This window comes from Alloprevotella sp. Lung230, assembly GCF_014385435.1.
Lineage (GTDB): Bacteria > Bacteroidota > Bacteroidia > Bacteroidales > Bacteroidaceae > Alloprevotella.
Window position 1 is genome coordinate 168,027 of record NZ_JACSUD010000002.1, and the last position, 21,097, is coordinate 189,123.

Genomic DNA, 21,097 nt, shown 5'->3' on the forward strand with positions numbered 1-21,097 from the left:
ATCAAAGAAGGAGACGCTCAAAAGGGAGATGCCGGACGCTCTGTCCGATGGATATTTATTGCGCTGCCGTTGCAACTTACTTGTCTCCTTTGGAAAGTTATTTCTCTCCCTTGCAAAGTTGCGCAGATGGGAGAAAAACTATAAACCAAACTTTGAATTATATAAACCAAGGTTTGAATTACATAAACCAAACCTTGAATTACATAAACCAAAGTTTGGTTTATAGATTATCTTTGAGAAAAAGACTTTTTCTCCTTTTCCCTCAACATGGGTTGTGCTTCCGGTGAAAGAGAAAGAGAGGCAGCATCGTTTCAAAAACAAGGGCAAAAACTGCTTTTCTTCTCAAAAAGCACGTTCAAACAAAGATAAATTCTTATTTTTGCTCCTGCAATGAAGTGGACGGTGGCTTTTCTGCCGTGTCCATATCATCCAACAAAAAGCAACATCATCCATTAAACTCAACAAACAAGAAAGTATGAAAGCATACGTTTTCCCCGGTCAGGGCGCACAATTCGTAGGTATGGGCAAAGATCTTTATGAAAATCACCCCATTGCCAAAGAGTATTTTGGAAAGGCCAATGAAATCTTGGGCTTCCGCATCACCGACATCATGTTTGCAGGCACGGACGAAGAACTCAAGCAGACGAAAGTGACGCAACCGGCCGTGTTCCTCCACAGCGTCATCAGCGCACTCTGCCTCGGCGATGCCTTCCAACCGGAGATGGTGGCCGGACACTCCCTCGGCGAACTTTCGGCCCTCACGGCTGCCGGTTGTCTGACCTTCGAAGATGGTCTGCGCCTTGTGGCCAAGCGTGCTTTGGCCATGCAGGCAGCTTGCGAAGCATGCCCCGGCACGATGGCTGCGGTGATTGGCTTGGAAGATGCTCAGATTGAATCCATCTGCCGCGAGGTGAGCGAAGAGACGGGCAAGGTGGTCATCTGTGCCAACTACAACTGCCCCGGACAGCTCGTCATCTCCGGCGAACGCGAAGGCGTGGAAGTGGCGTGCAATCGTCTCAAAGAAGCCGGTGCGAAGCGGGCTTTGGTGCTCCCCGTGGGCGGTGCTTTCCACTCCCCCATCATGCAGCCTGCCAAGGAGGAACTGGAAGCGGCCATCGCCGCCACTACCTTCCACACACCGCGTTGTCCCGTTTATCAGAACGTGGACGGCGAAGCGCACACTGCTCCCGAGGAAATCAAGGCCAACCTGATTGCCCAACTGACGGCTTCGGTGTTGTGGACCAAGGAAGTGAACAACATGGTGGCAGCCGGTGCCACGGAGTTTACGGAGTGTGGTCCCGGCAAGGCGCTGCAAGGCATGATTTCGAAAATCTGCAAGGGCAATGATGCCGTGAGCGTGCAGGGCACCCATATGTAAGAACAACGCTCTTTACGAGAGAGAAGGAAGTTTGCTTGTCGAGACCAACTTTCTTCCCTCTTCTCTTTTGGGTAGGTTCGTTTCACAGACATGTTCTCCCCACGGCAGTGCTCAAAACTCATCCTTCGTTTTGCCACTGCTCATCCGGCTGAACGAAAATGTTCATCCTCTTTCTTTTCTGCCGAAACTTGCAGCCGGACCACCGACAGACTTTTTCTACTATGATTATCTATCAAATTTTCACCCGACTTTATGGCAACCCCACGACAAGCAATGTCCCCAATGGCACGCTCGAAGAGAATGGGGCGGCCAAGATGAACGGATTTACGACCGACGTGTTGAAGCGCATCAAAGACTTTGGTTTCTCTCACGTTTGGTTCACAGGACTTATTGAACACGCTACTCAAACCGACTATTCGCGCTATGGTATTGCGCAAGATCATCCTTGGGTGGTCAAGGGGAAGGCCGGTTCGCCCTACGCCATCAAAGACTATTACGACATAGATCCCGATTTGGCAGAGCGCGTGGAGGATCGCATGCAGGAGTTTGAAGAACTCGTGGTGCGCACCCACAAGGCCGGGCTCAAGATGATTATCGACTTTGTGCCCAACCACGTGGCACGACAATACCACTCGGACGCTGCACCCAAGGGCACGGAAGACTTGGGGATGGGCGATGACAGCGAGCTACACTTCTCGACGGACAACAACTTCTACTACTGCTGGGGTGAGCCGCTGCACACGGACAACTTCGCCTCGAAAGGAGTGGAGTTCCCCTACTTGGAGCATCCCGCCAAAGCCACCGGCAACGACCAGTTTGCCGCCTGGCCGGGACGCAACGACTGGTATGAGACCATCAAACTGAACTATGGCATCGACTATTGCGGCGGAGGCAGCAAGCACTTTGCCCCCACGCCCAGCACTTGGCACAAGATGGTGAACATCCTGCTCTTCTGGGCTTCGAAAGGCGTGGATGCCTTCCGCTGCGACATGGTCGAGATGGTGCCGGTGGAGTTTTGGCACTATGCCATTGCCAAGGTCAAGCGCGCCTATCCGCACATCGACTTCATTGCTGAGGTCTACAATCCCGACCTCTATCGCAGCTACATTCACGAAGGAGGGTTCGACTATCTTTATGACAAGGTGGGACTTTACGACACCTTACGGGCTGTGGTGTGCCGGCAGTCGGCGGCGGCCTCCATCACCCACGCTTGGCAGGCCACGGACGACATCAAGAACCACATGCTCTACTTCCTCGAAAATCACGACGAACAGCGCATTGCTTCCGACTTCTTCTGCGGCAACCCCACGGAAGCCCTGCCGGCATTGGTCACTGCCACCTTTATGGGCACGAACCCTGTGATGATTTATGCCGGGCAAGAGCTGGGCGAGCGCGGTATGGACGAAGAGGGCTTCTCCGGCCGCGATGGACGCACCACCATCTTCGACTATTGGAGCCCCGAGAGCCTGCGCAAACTGGCCCAACTGCCCTCTCCCAAAGCGCGGTCGAAGAAACTGGCCACGGAAGAAATCCTCACGCCGACAGAGCGCGAATTGTACGACTACTATCACCACATCTTGACACTCCGCACCACGCATCCGGCTTTCATCTACGGACTATTCTACGACCTGATGTACGTTAACTACGATGGCAGCGAGGGCTTCAATCCCGGTCGTCACTACGCTTTTCTGCGTCGTTCAGAAGACGAAATCATCTTGGTCGTGGCCAATTTCAGCGACCAAGAAGCCGCGATGGGCGTGCGTATTCCGGCTCATGCCTACGATTTCTTGTCACTGCCCGAAGGCACTTTCCCCGTGAAAGACGTCATCAGCAAAGAACGCCTCAAACTCACCTTTGTGCGCGATGGTTACAGCAAGGTGCACGTTCCGGCCAATGGTACTGTTGCCCTTTCTTATCGTTTGAAATAAAAAATGAGTGTAGATTATGGTAGTTTTCCCCTGCTGTAAAATCAACTTGGGTCTCAACATCGTGGAACGGCGGCCGGATGGGTACCACAACATCGAGACGGTGTTCTACCCCATTCCACTGCACGACAACCTGGAAGTGGAGAGCGTGAAAAACGCTTCGCAGCCCTATCTTCTGCATCTGTCGGGTCTCCATCTCGACAGCGAGGATGCCGACAACAATCTCGTGGTCAAGGTCTTCAACTCGCTGCGTTCCGACTATCCCCAAATCCCTCCCGTAGAGATTTGGTTGCACAAGCGCATTCCTTCTGGCGCAGGCTTGGGCGGCGGCAGCAGCGACGCGGCGTTTATGATGCGTCTGCTCAACGAAAAGTATGAGTTGCAGATGACCGATGAGGACATCACCTATCGGCTCTCTCGCCTGGGAGCCGACTGTCCATTCTTCTACCAACCCACTCCTACGTTTGCCACCGGAATCGGCGACCAACTGATGCCCATCGACTTCGACCTGGGCGGATATGTTCTGCTGCTGGTCAAGCCCGACGTCCACGTCTCCACCCGTGAGGCTTACGCGATGGTACGTCCCAAGCCTTCGAGTGTGAGTCTGCTACAAGCCCTCTCCCGTCCGGTCGAAACTTGGCGCGAAACAGTGAAAAATGATTTTGAATACAGTGTTTTCCGACAGTATCCCGAGATTGCCGCCATCAAGCAAACGCTTTACGATATGGGCGCCGTCTACGCTTCAATGTCCGGCAGCGGATCAAGCGTGTTCGGCCTTTTCACCCGCAGCCAGATTGAAGCCGAAGAGGTGTTCCGCGATTGCTTTGTCTACGAAACCCGCCTTCGTTTCCACCCGATATGATTTACTACTTTTCAGGCACCGGCAACACCCGCCGCTTAGCCACACTCTTAGCTCGACAACTCGACACAGAAGCCATTGATATTCGTCAGTGGCTTCTGAGCGTTGAGCCCCTTCCTCTCTCCTTTGCCGCCGACACTTCGGTGGGTTTTGCTTTCCCCGTCTATGGTTGGGGGCTTCCTCTTGCCGTCGAGGCTTTTTTGAAACGTTTGCCCGATTGTGCGGAAGGGGCATCCCCCCATGTCTTTGCCCTCCTCTCTTGTGGCGACGACATCGGGCACACCCATCACCAACTGCGACGATTGCTCGCCGCAAAAGGCTATCGGTTGGCTGCCGTTTGGTCGCTGCAAATGCCCAACACCTACATTGCCCTGCCTTTTTTCAATACCGATGCTGAGGAGGTGGCACGAAAGAAAATCGAAACTTCAGAACGCGCCCTGCCTCGCATCGCCCGTCAAGTCATTGAGCGGCAAACAGGCGTTGTCGAAGTCGTTGAAGGCGGAATGCCAGGATTGAAAAGCGGGATGATTCGCCGCTTCTTCAATCGCTTTCTGATTTCACCACGGCTGTTTCACACCGACCATCGCTGCATCGCCTGCCACCGCTGTGTGCGTGTCTGCCCGCTGCACAATGTCAGCGTGCCCGATGCCCAGAGGGGTCCGCAGTGGGGGAACACCTGCACGTTTTGCTTAGCGTGCTATCACGTTTGCCCGGAGCACAACATTCTGGTACGTCCCAGCGGTACTCTCGCGAAAGGTCGAAGCGCCCGTTTCTTGTCTTCAAAATAGGTTGTCTGCATATTGCAGTACAACCTTTTCAAGCAATTATTCAATCTAACACACAAAAAAAACAAGGATATAGCCAACGAAATGTAGCCATATCCCTGCCAAAACTTAGTGATTCCGTTGGGGTTCGAACCCAAGACCCACAGCTTAGAAGGCTGTTGCTCTAATCCAACTGAGCTACGGAACCAAGCCCTTTTATGTAAAGGTGGGTGGAGCTGGAGGGGATTGAACCCTCGTCCGAACGGAGAACCAACTTGCTTTCTACACGCTTAGCTTCCTATTGGGTTTTCGAGCATAGACCGGGGCAGAAGCAGCCTTAATCTGTGCCTTATCCTCTAAAATTTCAGTCGACAATTGAGGCATTGCCCACCAATCTCCTATTTGCTACACCACCGGTTCAAGACGCAAAGGAGCAAGTGCTCTTGGGTGATGTCTCGTCCCAATGCCTGGCAAAGGGATAAAGCCAATCTACTGTACTTCGATTAAGCAGCGAGAGCGAATTGATTTTCGCCAGATAAATTGTCGAAAGCCGAGATTTAAGTGCCCGCTTCCATCCGCACTGCGTGCTTACAAATCACTTCGAACCGCCGTCAAATCCAGTCAGCCCCGGTGTAATTGTTGCTGTTTCAGAGGCAAATGCCTCATTTTTCGACTGCAAAGGTAGTTATTCCTTTCGAATATACAAAGATTTGGTTCGACTTATTTATCGTTCTTGCTTTGCAGCAGTCGACTATAAACATAGTTTTGCACCGCGTCTTTGTAGGAATCCGAAACGGGGATATACTTTTCGCCGAAGATGATTTGTCCGCGTTCAATGATTTCGATGTGATGGAGATTGACGATGAAGGAGCGGTGAGTGCGCATAAACCAATCGGCAGGCAGCGCTGCTTCTATGGTGCGCATCGAGGTGAGCGAGAGGATGGGTTTGCGCGCGCCGGTGAGGTAGATTTTCACATAGTCGCGCAACCCCTCGATGTAGAGTATCTCATCAAAGCGTACGCGTATCAATTTGTAGTCGCTTTTGATAAAGAAACTTTCTATTGCCGATGGGAGGGGTTGCGTTTCGCGCGCAAACCATTTCATCGCCTTCTGCACAGCCGCCAAAAACTCTTCGTAGCCGATGGGCTTGAGCAAATAGTCCAAGGCATCGACTTTCCAGCCTTCGACGGCATATTTGTCATAGGCCGTGGTAAAGATGATGCGCGAGTGAGTGGTCGATATGATTTGTGCAAACTGCAATCCATCGAGTTCAGGCATTTGGATGTCGCAGAAAATGAGGTCGACGGGGGCTTCTTCCAGTCCCAGAATGGCTTCGACAGCACTTGAATAAGTAGAAACGAGGTCGAGAGCAGGAGTCTTTTGGACGTAGGCAGCCAGTAGTTTGACGGCCAATGGTTCGTCATCGATAATCGCACAAGTGAGGGTCATAGCAGAGAGGATTTAGCGTTGAGAGAATGTGGGGATTCGGCACGAAATTCAATGTGCGAGAAGTATTCCAGTTCGTCGGGCGTAGTGCCATACTCCCAAGTGTAGGCGTTGGGGTAACTCAACTGGAGGCGTCGTTCTACTTGTTGCAGTCCGATGCCGCCCGAATTTTTATCATCGCGTTTTTGGGGGAAGTTGCTGTTGCGGCAAAGGAAGGTGATGAGGCCGTTGTCGTTGTTCAGTGAGATGTGTATGTAGCTTTCTTTTGTAGGGCTGATGCCGTGTTTGAAGGCGTTTTCCACCAAGGAAATAAAGATGTGTGGTGCGATGCTCAGCCCCTGAAAGTCGTCGGGGTTGAAATCTGCCACCACTTCCACCTGCCCGCTGATCCGCAATTGCATCAGGGCAATGTAGTTGTGGAGAAACTCAGCCTCTTTCTGCAGACTCACCCGCGATCCTAACTCTTCATACAACTGATAGCGAAGCATCTTTGAGAGTTCGAGGATGGCTTTTTGAGCACTGGTCGTGTCGAAAGCCGTCAAAGCATAAATGTTGTTGAGTGTATTGAGCAGAAAGTGGGGGCTGATTTGGCTTTTCAGGTTGAGCAGTTCCGCTTCGGTTCTGCCCAGTTCCGCCTCATTGCGGGCGCGCTCGTTGTCATGCCAGCGCACAGAAAGGCGCACGGCCATTGCAGCACCCCAAGCGAAAGCAAAGGTGAGCACGTTGCGAATGAACAGAACGACAGTGATACCCGTCAGAAAGCCTCCCTCTTCCCCTCGCGGATGAGGGTGGGCCAAGGGAGAATGCAGGCCTATATAGTCCAGCAGGTGAAAGTGCAACACCGTTTCGATTCCGCTCGAAAGCATCACAAGCGCCACCAGGTTGCTCAGCACAAAAAGGCGAAAACGGCGTCGCCAGAAGTAGGCGGGGATGAACCAAAAGTAGTTGAGATAGAACGTCAAGAACAAAGCCAGCGAAAAGAGAGTACGCATAGCCAATCGCTCCACATTGATGTTGTCTTGTGGTTGTGTGAAGAGGGGGGCCGTGAAAATGTAGCCCCACACTACAACGTGGAGTACGATTTCTATCAACTGACGACTACTGAAACGTTTGCTCATTGCAAGGGTGCTATGGAATTAAGGAGGGAATACGCCCCATAGGCATAGTGCGCCATAGAGGTGTCCATTTGACAGGACAAAGATAATTACTTCTCAACAGTTGCGAAACAGATTAACAGATTTTGGGCGTAAAAACTCGGCAAAGCCCACCATTTTACCGCCAGAGGAACAGAAATCATATAGAAAAACTTCGCCAAGCGTACGGAAATCACTACTTTTGCTCACGATAAGCAGGTGCTCAGAATGAATTGGTACTATCTTGGTTCCATTTTTTCGCCAAGTCGTCTTTGAGAAGAAGGAGTGTAGCGCGGGCTACACGACTGATGAACAAAGGCAAGATGGCGGAAAAGGGATATATAGAGAGAAAGTCAAAGTAGAAGAACCACCTACAACTACCATTGCTACGTTTAATTTTGAAGACCTACTTATTATCAACCCTTTCAATCATAACACTTATGTTTTCAGGAATTGTAGAAGCCACCGCAACCGTTGTGGCCATCGAAAAAGAACAAGATAACGTGCACTTCACCCTCGAATGCCCCTTTGGCGACGAACTCAAGATCGACCAAAGCATCGCTCACAATGGCGTCTGCCTCACCGTTGTACGCCGCGAAGGCAAACAATATGTTGTGACAGCGATGAACGAAACCCTTCAACGCTCCAACCTCGGCAGGCTCATCGTAGGCAGCACAGTCAATGTGGAGCGCTCGATGATGATGAACGGACGTCTTGATGGGCACATCGTCCAAGGGCACGTCGACCAAACCGCCACCTGCATCGCCAAAGAGAGCGAAGAAGGCAGCTATCGCTTCACGTTCCGCTATGCCACCGACAAAGCGATGGCCCAACGCGGATACTTCTGTGTAGACAAAGGCAGCGTCACCGTCAATGGAGTCAGTCTCACCGTTTGCAACCCTACCGACGACACCTTCCAAGTGTGCATCATCCCCTACACCTACGACAACACCAATTTCCACGACATCGAAATCGGCACGCAGGTCAACCTTGAGTTCGACATCATCGGCAAATACATTGCGCGCCTCCAGCACTTTGCCTGACTCCAAGCCCGACCAGCATGAGAAAGAAAGAACTCTATGCCCACGTCCTCGACTTTTTTGAGCGCACGATGGATGCCACCGAGACCGAGCTTGACTTTCAGGACAACTTCCAGCTCATCGTGGCCGTGGTGCTCTCGGCCCAGTGCACCGACAAGCGCATCAACCAAGTCACCCCACGCCTCTTTGCCGACTACCCTACTCCCGAAGCCATGGCCGAAGCCACACCCGAGGTCATCTACGACTACATTCGCTCCGTCAGCTATCCCAACAACAAGGCCAAGCACCTCGTGGGGCTCGCCCAAAAGCTCGTCAAGGACTTTCATGGCGAAGTGCCGTCTACGCTCGAAGAGTTGACCAGTCTTCCCGGAGTGGGACGCAAGACGGCCAACGTGGTCCAAGCCGTCGCTTTCCACAAAGCCGCATTGGCCGTCGACACCCATGTCTTCCGCGTGTCGCATCGCTTAGGCCTCGTGCCCAAAAGTGCGACTACTCCCTACGCCGTCGAAATGGCCTTGATGAAGCACATCCCCACCGAAAAGGTAGCTGCCGGACACTATTGGATACTCCTTCATGGCCGCTACACCTGCTTGGCACGCAAGCCCAAATGCAGTTCCTGCGGCCTGTCTGACGTGTGTCCTTCGCGCAAACTCTTTCCCGACTGCTGAGTGCCAACCTTTCGAGAGGAGTTTTTCAAGGTCGTTTTTCAAATCAAAAGAAACCGTGTCAAGACTCACGTTTTGGCACGGTTTCTTTTTTCTCGAGGCAAAAAGTGCTCTACGAACGTCGGAAAGTCATCTATGACAAGGAAATTCTATAATTCAAGGTTTGGTTTATATAAACCAAGGTTTGAATTACATAAACCAAACCTTGAATTACATAAACCAAACCTTGGTTTATAGATTACGCGTGACCTGACGAAGTTTGCAAGCTTCGGAGATAACTTTTGCTCCCCTATACTTAACTTTTCAGCAACTAAGTAGGTGTTCAGAATCAATTGATACTTTTCTTTTGAGGAGCAGAGTGTTGCACTTGATGGATGAGTCTACAAAATGTTCGCTCCAGCCGTCTACCCACACATTTTCAAAGTTAATATCTCATTGTTCAAAAAAAAATAGTAACTTTGCGCGAAAATAATTTATAAGTCTCCACACTCTACACGATTATATGAGCAAGAAATTTACCGAACGCAGTGGTATGAACCTCTACGCTGTCAATGAAGAAGTCCTGAAAGAATGGGACGAGACCGACCTTTTTCACAAAAGTATGTCGGAACGGGAAGGTTGCCCCTCCTATGTCTTCTTTGAAGGACCTCCCTCGGCCAATGGGCATCCCGGCATTCACCACGTGATGGCACGTACCATCAAGGACGTGTTCTGCCGCTACAAGACGATGCAAGGATTTCAAGTGAAGCGAAAAGCCGGCTGGGACACTCATGGTTTGCCCGTAGAACTGGGTGTGGAAAAGGATTTAGGGATTACGAAAGAGGACATCGGCCATAAGATTTCCATCGAAGATTATAATGCACATTGCCGGCGCAATGTGATGATGTTCACACAAGAATGGACCGACCTCTCGCACCTGATGGGCTACTGGGTGGATATGGAACATCCTTATGTCACCTACGAAAACTCATATATTGAAACACTGTGGTGGCTGCTGAGCCGACTTTATGCCAAGGGTCTGCTTTATAAGGGATATACCATCCAGCCTTATAGTCCTGCTGCAGGCACCGGGCTTTCCAGCCATGAACTGAATCAGCCGGGCTGCTATCGTGACGTCAAAGACACCACCGTGACTGCGCAGTTTGAGATACTCGATCCTCGCGAAGAAATGAAAGGACATGGACGACCTGTATTCTTGGCATGGACGACAACGCCTTGGACGCTCCCTTCGAACACTGCATTGTGCGTAGGACCTCACATAGACTACGTTGCTGTTCAGACTTTCAACCCCTACACGGCAGAGCCCGTCACAGCCGTGTTGGCCGAAAGCCGTCTGAATGCTTATCTTAAGCCCGAAGGTTCGGAGTTAGAGATGGCTTTCACCTCTGGCGACAAAGTTGTCCCCTATCGCATCGTCGGACGCTATAAGGGAGAAGATTTGGTGGGACTGCACTATGCACAATTGATGCCTTGGGTGAAGCCGACAGAAAAGGTGGACGATGTCGCGGCCGAGTTTGTGGCTCGCTATGCAGCTGTACATCCGGAGAAGACTTTCACCATTGGCAACGATACATTTGTCGAAATGGCCGAAGAAGCCTTCCGCGTCATTCCGGGAGATTATGTCACCACCGAAGACGGTACGGGCATTGTACACATCGCCCCCACTTTCGGTGCAGACGATGCCAAAGTGGCCAAAGCAGCCGGCATCCCCTCGCTTTTCATCCTCAACCATAGTGGCGAGACACGCCCGATGGTAGACCTCGCGGGTAAGTACTACCTCACTGATGAATGTGCTCCCGCATTTATGGAAAAGTGTGTCAACGAAGAGCAGTACGCACGCCACGCCGGCGATTTTGTCAAGAATGCTTACGACCCTCGCTTCAACACCAATGGCAAATACGATGAAGAAGCCGCTGCAAAAGCCGAAGATCTCAACATCGTCCTCTGCATGGAGATGAAGCAAGAAGGCACTGCTTTCAAGATTGAAAAGCACGTGCACAACTATCCCCATTGCTGGCGCACCGACAAACCAGTGCTCTACTACCCTCTCGACAGTTGGTTCATTCGCTCAACCGCTGCCAAGGAGCGCATGATGGAACTGAACAAAACCATCCTTTGGAAACCCGAGTCTACGGGAACAGGGCGTTTTGGCAAATGGCTTGAAAATCTCAACGATTGGAACCTGAGCCGTTCACGCTATTGGGGCACACCCCTACCCATTTGGCGCAATGCCGAAACCCGCGAAGAGATTTGCATCGGTTCTGTCGAACAACTCTATAATGAAATTGAGAAATCGGTTGCAGCAGGACTTATGCCCGCCAATCCTCTCAAAGAGAACGGATTTGTTCCGGGTGATTATAGCAAAGAGAACTATCATCGGATAGACCTGCATCGCCCCTACGTGGATCAGATTATCCTTGTGTCTGAGAGTGGACAGCCGCTCACTCGCGAAACCGATCTCATTGATGTGTGGTTCGACTCCGGTGCTATGCCTTATGCGCAAATCCACTATCCTTTTGAGCATAAAGAAGCGTTAGACAATCGTACGGTTTATCCGGCCGACTTTATTGCCGAGGGTGTAGATCAAACTCGTGGTTGGTTCTTCACGCTCCATGCTATTGCCACTATGGTTTTTGACAGCGTTGCTTTCAAGGCCGTCATTTCCAACGGTCTTGTTCTCGACAAGAATGGGCAAAAGATGTCAAAGCGATTAGGGAATGCCGTAGACCCCTTTGGAGCCATTAAGACTTATGGTTCAGACCCGGTCCGTTGGTACATGATGACCAACTCCTCTCCTTGGGACAATCTGAAGTTTGATCCGGAGGGAGTGGTAGAAACCAGCCGTACTTTCTTTGGTAAACTCTTCCAGACCTATTCGTTCTTCTCGATGTATGCCAATGTTGATGGTTTTGATCCCGAAACAGAGGCTGTACCCACTCACGAGCGTCCCGAAATCGACCGATGGATTTTGAGCGAACTCAACACGCTCATCCGTGAAGTGACCGCTTGCTACGAAGATTACGAACCGACAAAGGCCGGACGTCTCATCCAGAATTTCACCATCGACAACCTTTCCAATTGGTATGTGCGTCTGAATCGTAAACGCTATTGGGCAGGTGAAATGACCAGCGACAAGCTCTCTGCCTATCAGACTCTTTATACTTGTTTGTTGACGCTAAGCCAACTGATGGCACCGATTGCTCCTTTCTATGCCGACCGCTTATACAAAGACCTCGCAGAGGGCACTTCTTGTGCAAAAGCGGAAAGTGTGCATTTAGAGCACTTCCCCATTGCTGACGAATCGCTCATCGACACAGAGTTGGAAGCCCGTATGGAACTTGCTCAGCAAACGACCTCACTGGTGCTCTCCATCCGCAAAAAAGAGCGTATTATCGTTCGCCAGCCCTTGCAGAAGATTGCCATTCCCATCACGGATACCCTTCTAAAGGAACGTCTCGAATCGGTCAAACAAATTATCCTTGACGAGGTGAATGTCAAAGAGATAGAATTTGTCGAAGGCCAAATGCTCGAAAAGAAAGTGAAGTGCAACTTCCGGATTATGGGCAAAAGGTTTGGCAAAATGATGAAGGCGGTGGCAGCCGCTGTCGAAACACTGAACCAGGAGCAGATTGCCACCTTGGAGCAAGGCAGCCTTTCACTCACTGTTGAGGGACAGACATGCACCATAGAGCGTGCCGATGTGGAAATCATCAGTGAAGACATGCCGGGCTGGAGTGTTGCCAACGAAGGTGCACTTACCGTGGCGCTTGACATCAACATCACCGATGAATTGCGCAATGAAGGCGTTGCCCGAGAAGTGGTGAAACGCATTCAGGCCCATCGCAAAGAGAGTGGTTTCGACATCACCAACCGCATCCACGTGGTCATGGAACACAATCCCATCGTTGAAAAAGCCGTCAATGACTACAAGGACTTCATCTGTTCACAAGTCTTGGCCGAAAGTTTCCAATTCGTGGATAAAGTAGAAAGCGCCACCACTTTCGATTTTGACGGAGAGCAAGTGAAGGTTTCCATCACCCTAGACACCCTTTAATACCCCTATTTGCAGCCGCAGAGCGGCTTCCGTTCTGCGGCTGCATTCGTTTTTGTATCATCTTTATTAACCCTTATTCCCCACCACTATGTCTGAAAAAACACGTTACACCGATGAAGAGTTACAAGAGTTCAAAACCATCATCGAAGAAAAACTTGAAGTGGCCCGTCAACAATATGAAGATGTCATTTCGACCATGAATAAGCGCAACAGCAACGACATCGACGACACGTTGCCCACCTATCATGCACTCGAAGAAGGTTCCAGTGTGCAATCGCTGGAAGAGCAAATGCAAAGTGCGCAGCGCTTGCAGAAATTCATCACCGGATTACAAGCCGCTCTCGTACGCATTGAAAACAAAACTTACGGCATCTGCCGCGTCACCAAAAAGCTCATTCCCAAAGAACGCCTTCGCGCCGTCCCACATGCCACTCTCAGCATCGAGGCCAAAATGGCACAAGGCAAATAATCTCTCTCCTACCTCGCATGAAACTTCGCTCCACGATTGCCACGCTCATCATCCTACTGATTATATTGGCCGACCAAATCATCAAAATCAGTGTGAAGATCAGTATGTGTCTCTATGACAAAATCCACGTCACAGACTGGTTCTACATTTTCTTTACAGAAAACAAGGGAATGGCTTTCGGCATGTCGTTCATTTCCACGCTGTGGCTCACGCTCTTCCGCTTGGGTGCCATCGCTTTCTTCGTTTACGTCTTGGTGAAACAAATTCGCCGACAAGCCCCGATAGGTTTTCTGGTGTGCTTGTCAATGATTATTGCAGGTGCCTTTGGCAACATCATCGACAATAGTCTCTATGGACTCATCTTTACAGAAAGTGCGCCTATACCTCCCCCTTTTGCCCAACCGGCACATTTCGTTGAGTTCGGACAAGGCTATGGCAGTTTCTTGAGGGGACACGTTGTCGACATGTTCTATTTTCCCCTCTTTCGTTGGCCCGATTGGATGCCGCTGGTAGCCGGACAAACGTTCTTTGGAGCCGTTTTCAATTTTGCCGATGCCGCCATCTCCTGTGGTGCGGCTGCGATGCTTCTCTTCTATCACAAATACCTTTCTTTTGTGCTCTCTTCCTCCAAGCGTGCGCAAGACGCCACAGACAAGACCTTGTCAAAATAACTCATCTCGGTCGTGAAGTTCTTCTCTCCTCTTCTATCTCTCCTTGCCTTCGCCCTATTGTCCTGTTCCGACAATAGGGGCGAGCATGTCCTTACGGAAAGTCAGATGGTCGATGTACTCTACGACTACCAAATGGCAGATGTTTTGGCGCAACAATCTCACCCCGAAGACCCGCGCCAACTGCTCAACTATCGACAAGCCGTTTTCTACAAGCACCACATTTCAGAAGAAGAATTCAACCACTCGCTGGCCCACTACTCTCGACATCCTCAGCAGATGAAAGCCGTCTATGAAGGATTAGCACACCACTACAATGTGCAAGCGAACACCACCTCTCTTGCCAGTGGTGGGAGCACATCCACCGACACAATTCTCGTTTGGGGGCAGAAGCAATACACGTTGAGCAGTAATCTTCAAAATCGTTTTACGCTTGAGCAACCTTTTCCACGCACCAAGAAGCCACTCGAAAGCCTCCGTTTGAGCTTCTTGAGTAGTAGTTTCTACCATCAGGGCACACCGCAACTGGCAGCGGCGCTCAGCGTCATCTACGACAATGATTCTGTTGGGACGACAGCCGTCACCCTGCCGCTCTATCAATCGCAGCAAGTGCTCCTCCATCCACTTTCCACCACTAGAAAGCCACGCAGTTTCCGCCTCTCCCTCTATCAAATGGCCGGTTGGGATGCGGCGCCCCAAATGGTCAGTCTGCACCATCTGCGCCTCCAAGGCATTCCTCGGCAAACGTCCACTTCTACTCAGCCATGACACGTTCCATTGCTGTAGCACGCCTCTACTTCCCCGATGGACATTGTGAGAAGCAGCGTCTGATTCGTCTCGACTCGCAAGACAACGTTGTCGGTATAGAAGCCTTGACCCACGAGACAGCCTTCACCTTCTGGCATCGTGGTGAAGCCCACCTCCTGCCGGAGGGAAAGTTGCAACTCACTCCCTCTTTGCACAACGGCCGCTCTCATCTTATAGAAACAGTACTCTCTCAGGCTCAAATGGTGAGAGAAGGGTTTCTCCTTAAAGAGAAGCGCTCGATAAACCTCAGATCCTCATGACCTCCACGCAAGACATTCAAATCAAGGACTACAACTATCCACTCCCGGACGAGCGCATCGCCAAATATCCACTCAGCGAGCGTTCACAGTCCAAACTTCTGTTGCGTAGTACATCGGGAGAAATCAGCGAGGACCATTTCTATCATCTCCCTCGCTATCTTCAAGAAGGAGCACTCATGGTGTTCAACAACACCAAAGTCATCCAAGCTCGCCTACACTTCCACAAATCTACTGGTGCACTCATCGAAATCTTCTGCCTCGAACCGCACACGCCCCACGATTATCAACAATCGTTTGCCACAACAAGCAGTGTCACTTGGACCTGCCTCATCGGCAATCTCAAGAAATGGAAAGAAGGACGACTGATCCGCGAAATCCAAGTGAGCGGCCGTACACTCCGCCTCACCGCGGAACGCATTGGCGAGAGCGGCACCGGCTTTGAAGTTCGCTTCTCTTGGGAAGATGCCGGCATCAGCTGGAGCGAAATCCTCGAAAACATCGGTGAACTTCCCATCCCACCCTACCTCAATCGCAGCACCGAGGCCGGAGACCTTAAAAGTTATCAGACGGTCTACTCCAAAATCAAAGGTTCTGTGGCTGCTCCCACTGCCGGACTGCACTTCACAGCGCCTGTCCTCCAAGCCCTTCAAGACAAAGGCATCGAATTAGGCGAATTGACCCTCCACGTCGGAGCCGGAACGTTCAAGCCGGTGAAAAGCAAACACATCGCCGGCCACACGATGCACGCTGAGTGGATTGCCGTGCCGCGCACCATCATTGAGCGACTGGTGGCCCATGGGGGGCATTGCATCGCTGTGGGCACCACCAGTGTCCGGACGCTTGAGAGCCTTTACTATATCGGGGTGTTGCTGCACCGCGCCAAGGCCGAAGGGCGCAAACTGAGCTCCGAAGAACTTCATGTGTCTCAATGGATGCCCTACGAATATGCCCAATCCTCCCGGCAACTCACCACACTCGAAGCCCTGCGGGCAGTGCTCGACCACCTCACGCAGCAAGGTCTCTCCACCCTCCATACCTCCACACAGATTATCATCGCACCGGGCTACTCTTTCCACATCGTCAAGACCATCATCACCAATTTCCACCAGCCGCAGTCGACCCTCTTGCTCCTCGTCAGTGCCTTTGTCGATGGGCAATGGCGTCCCATCTACGACTACGCCCTCTCCCACGACTTCCGCTTCCTCAGCTATGGCGACTCGTCCGTACTCAATTACGATGCCCCACTCGACTGACGAAACTCTCTTTCCCTTTCTTCACGCCCTTTCCTCCATGGATCAATACCCCAAATGGTTTCTTACCCTCATCTTTCCCAACGTGCTCATCCCCGTTGCCACAGTCGTGTTCTACCTCTTTGGCAACCTTCACCCTTTCGGCCGTGTTGAAAGTCTCGCTTTCAGTTTCCTGATCTACCTCCTCATGCAGCTCTTCTGGCTGCTTCCCATCGGCAGTTTCTTTGGGAGCCTCTTCCTTTGGGGCAACCTCAAGGAGCGTGCCGCCATCATCACCGCTGTTGTCGGCCTGCTCATCTCCCTCACCTCTATCCTGCTGATTCTCTTCCCATGAAGCCCACCCTCCTTTTTGACTATGGCGGAACACTCGACACCGCAGCGCGTCATTGGAGCTACGTCCTCCTCGATGCCTACCGACAGGCCGTCCGGCTTGAACCTCAACTCGCCAAGGTCGAAGGCAGCGTGTGGCGTGAAGCCTATGTCCACGGTGAGCGCACCTTGGCACGCGAAGTCATCATCCTACCCACCGACGACTTTCATGCGCTCTTGCAGAAAAAGGTGCGCATCGAGTTAGACTATCTCCGACACAACCACATCCTCAACCTCTCCGATGAGCGCACCACCCTCCTCACCGCTGCCATCGCCGACCATGGCAATGCCATCGCCCGGCTCCATATCCACGAGAGCCGCACGGTGCTGGAGACGCTCCAACAGCGCGGCTATCGCTTCGTACTGGTCACCAATTTCTACGGCAACATCTCGGCAGTGCTCCGCGGCTACGGGCTTTCCCACTTCTTCCCCACTATCATCGAGAGTGCCGTAGTCGGTGTGCGTAAGCCCGACCCTGCCATCTGGCAAAAGGGCGTAGAAGCCTCCGGCACCTCTGCCGATCGGTGCATTGCCATCGGCGACTCTTTTGGCAAAGACATCCTCCCCGCTCGAGAAGTCGGCTGCTCCACCATCTGGTTCAAAGGCGAAGAGTGGGAGGAAAAACACTACGACGAAAGTCTGCCCACCCACATCATCACCCACCTGCCTGATTTGCTCCATCTGCTACCCTGATGGAGAAGTTCACTCGCAAAACAAGGTTATCGTCCCAAGAAAAAAGCGTGTCATTGCTTTGAGCAGTGACACGCTTCTATTTGATTTAGACCAAAGTGGAGAAGGACAATCGCGGTTGAACCCGACGCGTTGCTTCTCCGGAAGAGCAGGAAACTTATGCTTCTGCGGGAGCTTCGGCAGCTTCTTCAGCAGCGGGAGCCTCTTCAGTAGCAGCAGCTTCGGCAGCGGCAGCAGCTTCGGCTTCAGCCTTTGCAGCAGCAGCGGCAGCCTTCTTCTCAGCTACCTTTTCAGCTACCTTGGCGTTGGCAGCCTTTTCAGCTTCAAGGCGGGCAGCAGCGAGGCTCTTCTTGGCTTCGGCGAGCTTACCCGTGATGGCTGCGGTCTTGTTTTCCTTTTCTTGCTTCCAAGCTTCAAACTTGCTTTGAGCAGTTGCTTCGTCGAAAGCGCCCTTCTTGACACCACCACGGAGGTGCTTCATGAGCATAACGCCCTCGTCAGAAAGGATGTTGCGCACGGTGTCCGTGGGCTGTGCACCGGTTTCCACCCAGTAGAGGGCGCGGTCGAAGTTGAGGTCGACGGTGGCGGGGTTGGTGTTGGGGTTGTAAGTACCGATTTTTTCAGTAAACTTACCATCGCGAGGAGCACGAACGTCAGCGATAACGATGCTGTAGAATGCGTAGCCCTTGCGGCCGCGACGTTGCAAACGAATGCGAGTTGCCATTGTGTTGAATTGATTTAGTGGGGACACGTCCCCGGTTAGAAAAATAGAGTTGAATCATGCCGTCAGCTCGTGACAGCGCTGCAAAGTTACGACAAATCTACGGATTAGGCAAGAGAGGCTCTGCTTTTCCCTTGATATTCATGCGCTTTGGAGCACTTTTGCAGTCTCCAGTGATGAAAAGAGGAGAGTAAACTCCACCAAGAAAACGCCCCTCAGCCATCGGGGCGACAGCATCTTCTGAAAAATATGATATCATTTTCGAAGAGAAAAGTTTTGGTGCAATCTCTTTTGCAGTTTCTAAAGTCACCTTCCGTTCAGCGCATCAAGCTTTTATTGCCAATTTTCACCAGCGCCACGCCCACCACAATCCAGAAGATTTCGCGGATGCGGGTGAAGAACGAAACATAGATGCCCAACGCGCCACTCGTGCCGGCAAAGAGGATGGGCACAATGACCGCCAGACTGCCCTCGCGTGCCCCAATCTGCATGGGCAGGAAGAAGAGGAGGTTGCCCATCAGCGAGGAAAAGCCCAGGATGATGAGGGCATCGACGAAGGAGACGCCGGGCATTCCGAAGGCCAGGAGGATGAAGAAAAATTCAAAGGAGTTGAGGAAGCGTCCCACGTATTCGAGGGCGAGTGAGCCCCAAAGTTGCTGCGGATGCTCGTAGAGGAAACGGATGTTGGCATCGGTGGTGTCGAAGGCGGTGCGGTTGCGTTCGTAGAAGCGGCGGGCAGGACGACGCAGGAAGGGGACGAAGAAGAGGATGCGGAAGAGGCGAGCGATGATGCCATTCTTGTAGCTGTAGCTGAAGAAGAGGATGGCGGCCACAAACACCACGAGATAACCCCCAAAGAGGCTCCAAAGCCAAGGCGTCATCTTGTCAAACTGCGAGCAGACGAAGGCGATGAGCGCTGTGGTCCAAAGGAAGAAATGGCTGAACACGTGCATCATGGCATAGAGCGCCACTGAGGAGATGGCGCGCGGCATACCGATGTGCTTCGAGAGTTCCATCACGCGATAGGGTGCACCACCCGACCCGAAGGGTGTGGTGTAGGAGAAAGCAAAGCCCGAGATAGTGAGTTTCATGGCGTGGCGGAAAGAGAGGTGCTTGTCGTGGTCGGAGGTGTTGACGAGCATTTGGAAGGCGCGGGCGTTGAGCAGGTAGACAAAGAGCCACGTGCCCACCACCCCCGGCAGATAGCGCAACACACGGATGCGGTTTTGGCGGATGGTCTCCCAACCTTCGGGAAACTGCCAAATCATGATGCCGATGGCGCAGATGCCGAACAGTAGGAAGAAGTTGCGATAGCGATTGGACATGGGAAATAGAGTTGATGCAGGATGGAAAGAAAGGGGGCGGCTGTATCCACAACGGTGCTCCATGGCGTGACATCACGGAGGGTCGTGGTGCGATTTCTCTCGGGAGTAGTGAGCGTCTCTTCGGGAAGGGACGTTCGTCCCATCGGGAAGAAACATTTGTCCCTTCGCGAAGGGACGTTTGTCCCATCGCGATGGGACGATGGCTGTGCACTGTGAGCGCAGGACACCGAAACGTGTGGAGAAACGCAGAACATCGTGCGTGGAGAAGGACAAGAGCCTACGATGAGGTGCAAAGGCGAGAGCACCGCGGCACCCCTCATAGAGTGGCGGCCAGGCGGGCACTGAGCGCCTCGTGAGAGCAGCGCATGTGGCGATAGATGAGGTGGAAGAGGGTCAGTTCCATCAGCGGATAGACCACGACAAACCACGGGACGAGTACGCCCACAAGCAGAGAAATGTAGAGGGTGATGGCACGCCAGTTGAACGTGAGCACGTTAGTCCACTTCATGAGCGGCAGACTGCCGCGGCGAAATTCGGCTACGAGGTCGGCAGGGAGATGGCGTCCGTACTTGGCATCGAGCGCGCACTTGAAGGCTTGAAACTGCGGAGTGTCATGCTCCTGCCCAGCGGTGTAGTTGCAGTAGAAGTGGAGGAAGAGTTTCCACGCAAAGCGGTCGTTCCAGCGAAGGGCGGCATATTCGGCACGGAGTTTCTCTGCACTGTCAAGCTCGCTGCCCGCCACCCCCTTGATAAAATAGAGGTGCACGTTGCGATAGTAGTCCGCCAGGCGACTCTGCACGGCGTGGGCGTGGAAGCCGATGTAGTAGAGCAACGGGAATATCCACCAGCTCCACATGGGACTGCCGTCCCAAAAGGGGAGGATGGGCTGCGCCATGAGGCGGAAGCCAATGGCGGCATAGATGCTCACAAACCAGACATCGCCGGCAAATCCGTCGAGGATGCGTCCCCAGAGGGTTTTCTTGCCAGTCATACGTGCCAGTTGACCATCGGCCGAGTCGTAGAAGTTGGCCCACATGAGCAGAGCGATGCCCACGATGGTGTTGGTCCACGAACCTTCGCCAAAAGCCATGAAGCCTCCGGCAGCAGCACCGAGAATGATACTGAGGATAGTGATGACGTTGGGGTGCGTGCCGAAGAGGTTGAAGAATTTTGCCCACGCCAGCCCGATGGGTCGGGTGAAGTAGACATCTATCGTTTCTTCGGTATCGTTGCTTTTGAAAGTCGATTGCAGGTCGGTTTCAGTAGCCATGAGA

20 protein-coding genes, 1 tRNA gene and 1 other RNA gene are annotated in these 21,097 nt (G+C 52.2%); 14 read left to right on the forward strand and 8 right to left on the reverse strand.

Annotated elements, in window-relative coordinates; all coding sequences use genetic code 11:
- Positions 1–475: 475 nt before the first annotated feature.
- The 4 genes from fabD (at position 476) to H8527_RS02805 (ending at position 4,950) form a co-directional block, all read left to right on the forward strand.
- Positions 476–1,378, forward strand: coding sequence for an ACP S-malonyltransferase (gene fabD, locus H8527_RS02790; RefSeq protein WP_187545401.1), 903 nt, complete (start codon positions 476–478; stop codon positions 1,376–1,378).
- Positions 1,379–1,599: 221 nt separating this feature from the next.
- Positions 1,600–3,306 carry an alpha-amylase family glycosyl hydrolase gene (locus H8527_RS02795; protein ID WP_187545403.1) on the forward strand — a complete coding sequence of 569 codons (1,707 nt, stop codon included), beginning with the start codon at positions 1,600–1,602 and terminating at the stop codon, positions 3,304–3,306.
- Between the two features lie 16 nt (positions 3,307–3,322).
- Positions 3,323–4,165, forward strand: coding sequence for a 4-(cytidine 5'-diphospho)-2-C-methyl-D-erythritol kinase (gene ispE, locus H8527_RS02800; protein WP_187545405.1), 843 nt, complete (start codon positions 3,323–3,325; stop codon positions 4,163–4,165).
- Positions 4,162–4,950 (forward strand): EFR1 family ferrodoxin, encoded by a 789-nt coding sequence (locus H8527_RS02805; RefSeq protein ID WP_187545407.1) that lies wholly within the window; start codon positions 4,162–4,164, stop codon positions 4,948–4,950. The genes ispE and H8527_RS02805 overlap by 4 nt, the downstream gene beginning before the upstream one ends.
- Positions 4,951–5,059: 109 nt before the next feature.
- Here the strand turns inward: H8527_RS02805 and H8527_RS02810 are convergent.
- From H8527_RS02810 to H8527_RS02825, 4 genes are all read right to left on the reverse strand, one after another.
- Positions 5,060–5,134, reverse strand: a tRNA-Arg gene (locus tag H8527_RS02810).
- Positions 5,135–5,154: 20 nt separating this feature from the next.
- Positions 5,155–5,555: a transfer-messenger RNA gene (ssrA, locus tag H8527_RS02815) on the reverse strand.
- 91 nt (positions 5,556–5,646) lie between these two features.
- Entirely contained in the window at positions 5,647–6,375 is a 729-nt protein-coding gene (locus H8527_RS02820; RefSeq protein ID WP_187545408.1) for a LytTR family DNA-binding domain-containing protein, read from the reverse strand.
- A complete protein-coding gene (locus H8527_RS02825) occupies positions 6,372–7,490 on the reverse strand; it encodes a sensor histidine kinase (RefSeq protein WP_187545410.1) in 1,119 nt (372 codons plus the stop codon). Before H8527_RS02825 ends, H8527_RS02820 begins: the two co-directional genes overlap by 4 nt.
- 455 nt (positions 7,491–7,945) lie before the next feature.
- Here H8527_RS02825 and H8527_RS02830 point away from each other — a divergent pair, with 455 nt between their 5' ends.
- The 10 genes from H8527_RS02830 to H8527_RS02875 all read left to right on the forward strand — a co-directional run bounded on the left by H8527_RS02830 (position 7,946) and on the right by H8527_RS02875 (position 17,780).
- A complete protein-coding gene (locus H8527_RS02830; RefSeq protein ID WP_187545412.1) occupies positions 7,946–8,548 on the forward strand; it encodes a riboflavin synthase in 603 nt (200 codons plus the stop codon).
- A gap of 17 nt (positions 8,549–8,565) precedes the next feature.
- Entirely contained in the window at positions 8,566–9,213 is a 648-nt protein-coding gene (gene nth / locus H8527_RS02835; RefSeq protein WP_187545414.1) for an endonuclease III, read from the forward strand.
- Positions 9,214–9,712: 499 nt separating this feature from the next.
- Positions 9,713–13,264 carry an isoleucine--tRNA ligase gene (gene ileS, locus H8527_RS02840; protein WP_187545416.1) on the forward strand — a complete coding sequence of 1,184 codons (3,552 nt, stop codon included), beginning with the start codon at positions 9,713–9,715 and terminating at the stop codon, positions 13,262–13,264.
- A gap of 88 nt (positions 13,265–13,352) precedes the next feature.
- Positions 13,353–13,733, forward strand: a complete 381-nt coding sequence (locus H8527_RS02845) for a TraR/DksA C4-type zinc finger protein (RefSeq protein ID WP_187545418.1) — start codon at positions 13,353–13,355, stop codon at positions 13,731–13,733.
- A 17-nt stretch (positions 13,734–13,750) separates the two neighbouring features.
- Positions 13,751–14,404, forward strand: coding sequence for a lipoprotein signal peptidase (locus H8527_RS02850; protein WP_187545419.1), 654 nt, complete (start codon positions 13,751–13,753; stop codon positions 14,402–14,404).
- Positions 14,405–14,416: 12 nt separating this feature from the next.
- The gene (locus tag H8527_RS02855) at positions 14,417–15,169 is read left to right on the forward strand and encodes a DUF4296 domain-containing protein (RefSeq protein WP_370539219.1); all 753 of its coding nucleotides are present in this window, start codon (positions 14,417–14,419) and stop codon (positions 15,167–15,169) included.
- Positions 15,166–15,468, forward strand: coding sequence for a hypothetical protein (locus H8527_RS02860; protein ID WP_187545423.1), 303 nt, complete (start codon positions 15,166–15,168; stop codon positions 15,466–15,468). The genes H8527_RS02855 and H8527_RS02860 overlap by 4 nt, the downstream gene beginning before the upstream one ends.
- Positions 15,465–16,721, forward strand: a complete 1,257-nt coding sequence (locus H8527_RS02865) for an S-adenosylmethionine:tRNA ribosyltransferase-isomerase (protein ID WP_187545424.1) — start codon at positions 15,465–15,467, stop codon at positions 16,719–16,721. The genes H8527_RS02860 and H8527_RS02865 overlap by 4 nt, the downstream gene beginning before the upstream one ends.
- A gap of 37 nt (positions 16,722–16,758) precedes the next feature.
- Positions 16,759–17,052, forward strand: coding sequence for a hypothetical protein (locus tag H8527_RS02870; protein WP_187545426.1), 294 nt, complete (start codon positions 16,759–16,761; stop codon positions 17,050–17,052).
- Positions 17,049–17,780: an HAD family hydrolase gene (locus H8527_RS02875; protein WP_187545428.1), complete on the forward strand. Its 732-nt coding sequence runs from the start codon at positions 17,049–17,051 to the stop codon at positions 17,778–17,780. The genes H8527_RS02870 and H8527_RS02875 overlap by 4 nt, the downstream gene beginning before the upstream one ends.
- Before the next feature lie 154 nt (positions 17,781–17,934).
- Here the strand turns inward: H8527_RS02875 and H8527_RS02880 are convergent, their stop codons facing one another.
- The 4 genes from H8527_RS02880 to H8527_RS02890 form a co-directional block, all read right to left on the reverse strand.
- The gene (locus H8527_RS02880) at positions 17,935–18,501 is read right to left on the reverse strand and encodes a 30S ribosomal protein S16 (RefSeq protein ID WP_187545429.1); all 567 of its coding nucleotides are present in this window, start codon (positions 18,499–18,501) and stop codon (positions 17,935–17,937) included.
- A gap of 97 nt (positions 18,502–18,598) precedes the next feature.
- The gene (locus H8527_RS09710) at positions 18,599–18,808 is read right to left on the reverse strand and encodes a hypothetical protein (RefSeq protein ID WP_222935090.1); all 210 of its coding nucleotides are present in this window, start codon (positions 18,806–18,808) and stop codon (positions 18,599–18,601) included.
- Positions 18,809–18,815: 7 nt separating this feature from the next.
- Complete coding sequence (locus H8527_RS02885) at positions 18,816–19,823, reverse strand: lysylphosphatidylglycerol synthase transmembrane domain-containing protein (protein WP_187545431.1); 1,008 nt, start codon at positions 19,821–19,823, stop codon at positions 18,816–18,818.
- 316 nt (positions 19,824–20,139) lie between these two features.
- Entirely contained in the window at positions 20,140–21,093 is a 954-nt protein-coding gene (locus tag H8527_RS02890; RefSeq protein ID WP_187545433.1) for a CDP-alcohol phosphatidyltransferase family protein, read from the reverse strand.
- Positions 21,094–21,097 lie beyond the last annotated feature (4 nt).

Coding starts and splice junctions, on each gene's coding strand:
- fabD (WP_187545401.1), top strand. CDS start 476: ATGAAAGCATACGTTTTCCCCGGTCAGGGCGCACAATTCGTAGGTATG.
- H8527_RS02795 (WP_187545403.1), top strand. CDS start 1,600: ATGATTATCTATCAAATTTTCACCCGACTTTATGGCAACCCCACGACA.
- ispE (WP_187545405.1), top strand. CDS start 3,323: ATGGTAGTTTTCCCCTGCTGTAAAATCAACTTGGGTCTCAACATCGTG.
- H8527_RS02805 (WP_187545407.1), top strand. CDS start 4,162: ATGATTTACTACTTTTCAGGCACCGGCAACACCCGCCGCTTAGCCACA.
- H8527_RS02820 (WP_187545408.1), bottom strand. CDS start 6,375: ATGACCCTCACTTGTGCGATTATCGATGACGAACCATTGGCCGTCAAA.
- H8527_RS02825 (WP_187545410.1), bottom strand. CDS start 7,490: ATGAGCAAACGTTTCAGTAGTCGTCAGTTGATAGAAATCGTACTCCAC.
- H8527_RS02830 (WP_187545412.1), top strand. CDS start 7,946: ATGTTTTCAGGAATTGTAGAAGCCACCGCAACCGTTGTGGCCATCGAA.
- nth (WP_187545414.1), top strand. CDS start 8,566: ATGAGAAAGAAAGAACTCTATGCCCACGTCCTCGACTTTTTTGAGCGC.
- ileS (WP_187545416.1), top strand. CDS start 9,713: ATGAGCAAGAAATTTACCGAACGCAGTGGTATGAACCTCTACGCTGTC.
- H8527_RS02845 (WP_187545418.1), top strand. CDS start 13,353: ATGTCTGAAAAAACACGTTACACCGATGAAGAGTTACAAGAGTTCAAA.
- H8527_RS02850 (WP_187545419.1), top strand. CDS start 13,751: ATGAAACTTCGCTCCACGATTGCCACGCTCATCATCCTACTGATTATA.
- H8527_RS02860 (WP_187545423.1), top strand. CDS start 15,166: ATGACACGTTCCATTGCTGTAGCACGCCTCTACTTCCCCGATGGACAT.
- H8527_RS02865 (WP_187545424.1), top strand. CDS start 15,465: ATGACCTCCACGCAAGACATTCAAATCAAGGACTACAACTATCCACTC.
- H8527_RS02870 (WP_187545426.1), top strand. CDS start 16,759: ATGGATCAATACCCCAAATGGTTTCTTACCCTCATCTTTCCCAACGTG.
- H8527_RS02875 (WP_187545428.1), top strand. CDS start 17,049: ATGAAGCCCACCCTCCTTTTTGACTATGGCGGAACACTCGACACCGCA.
- H8527_RS02880 (WP_187545429.1), bottom strand. CDS start 18,501: ATGGCAACTCGCATTCGTTTGCAACGTCGCGGCCGCAAGGGCTACGCA.
- H8527_RS02885 (WP_187545431.1), bottom strand. CDS start 19,823: ATGTCCAATCGCTATCGCAACTTCTTCCTACTGTTCGGCATCTGCGCC.
- H8527_RS02890 (WP_187545433.1), bottom strand. CDS start 21,093: ATGGCTACTGAAACCGACCTGCAATCGACTTTCAAAAGCAACGATACC.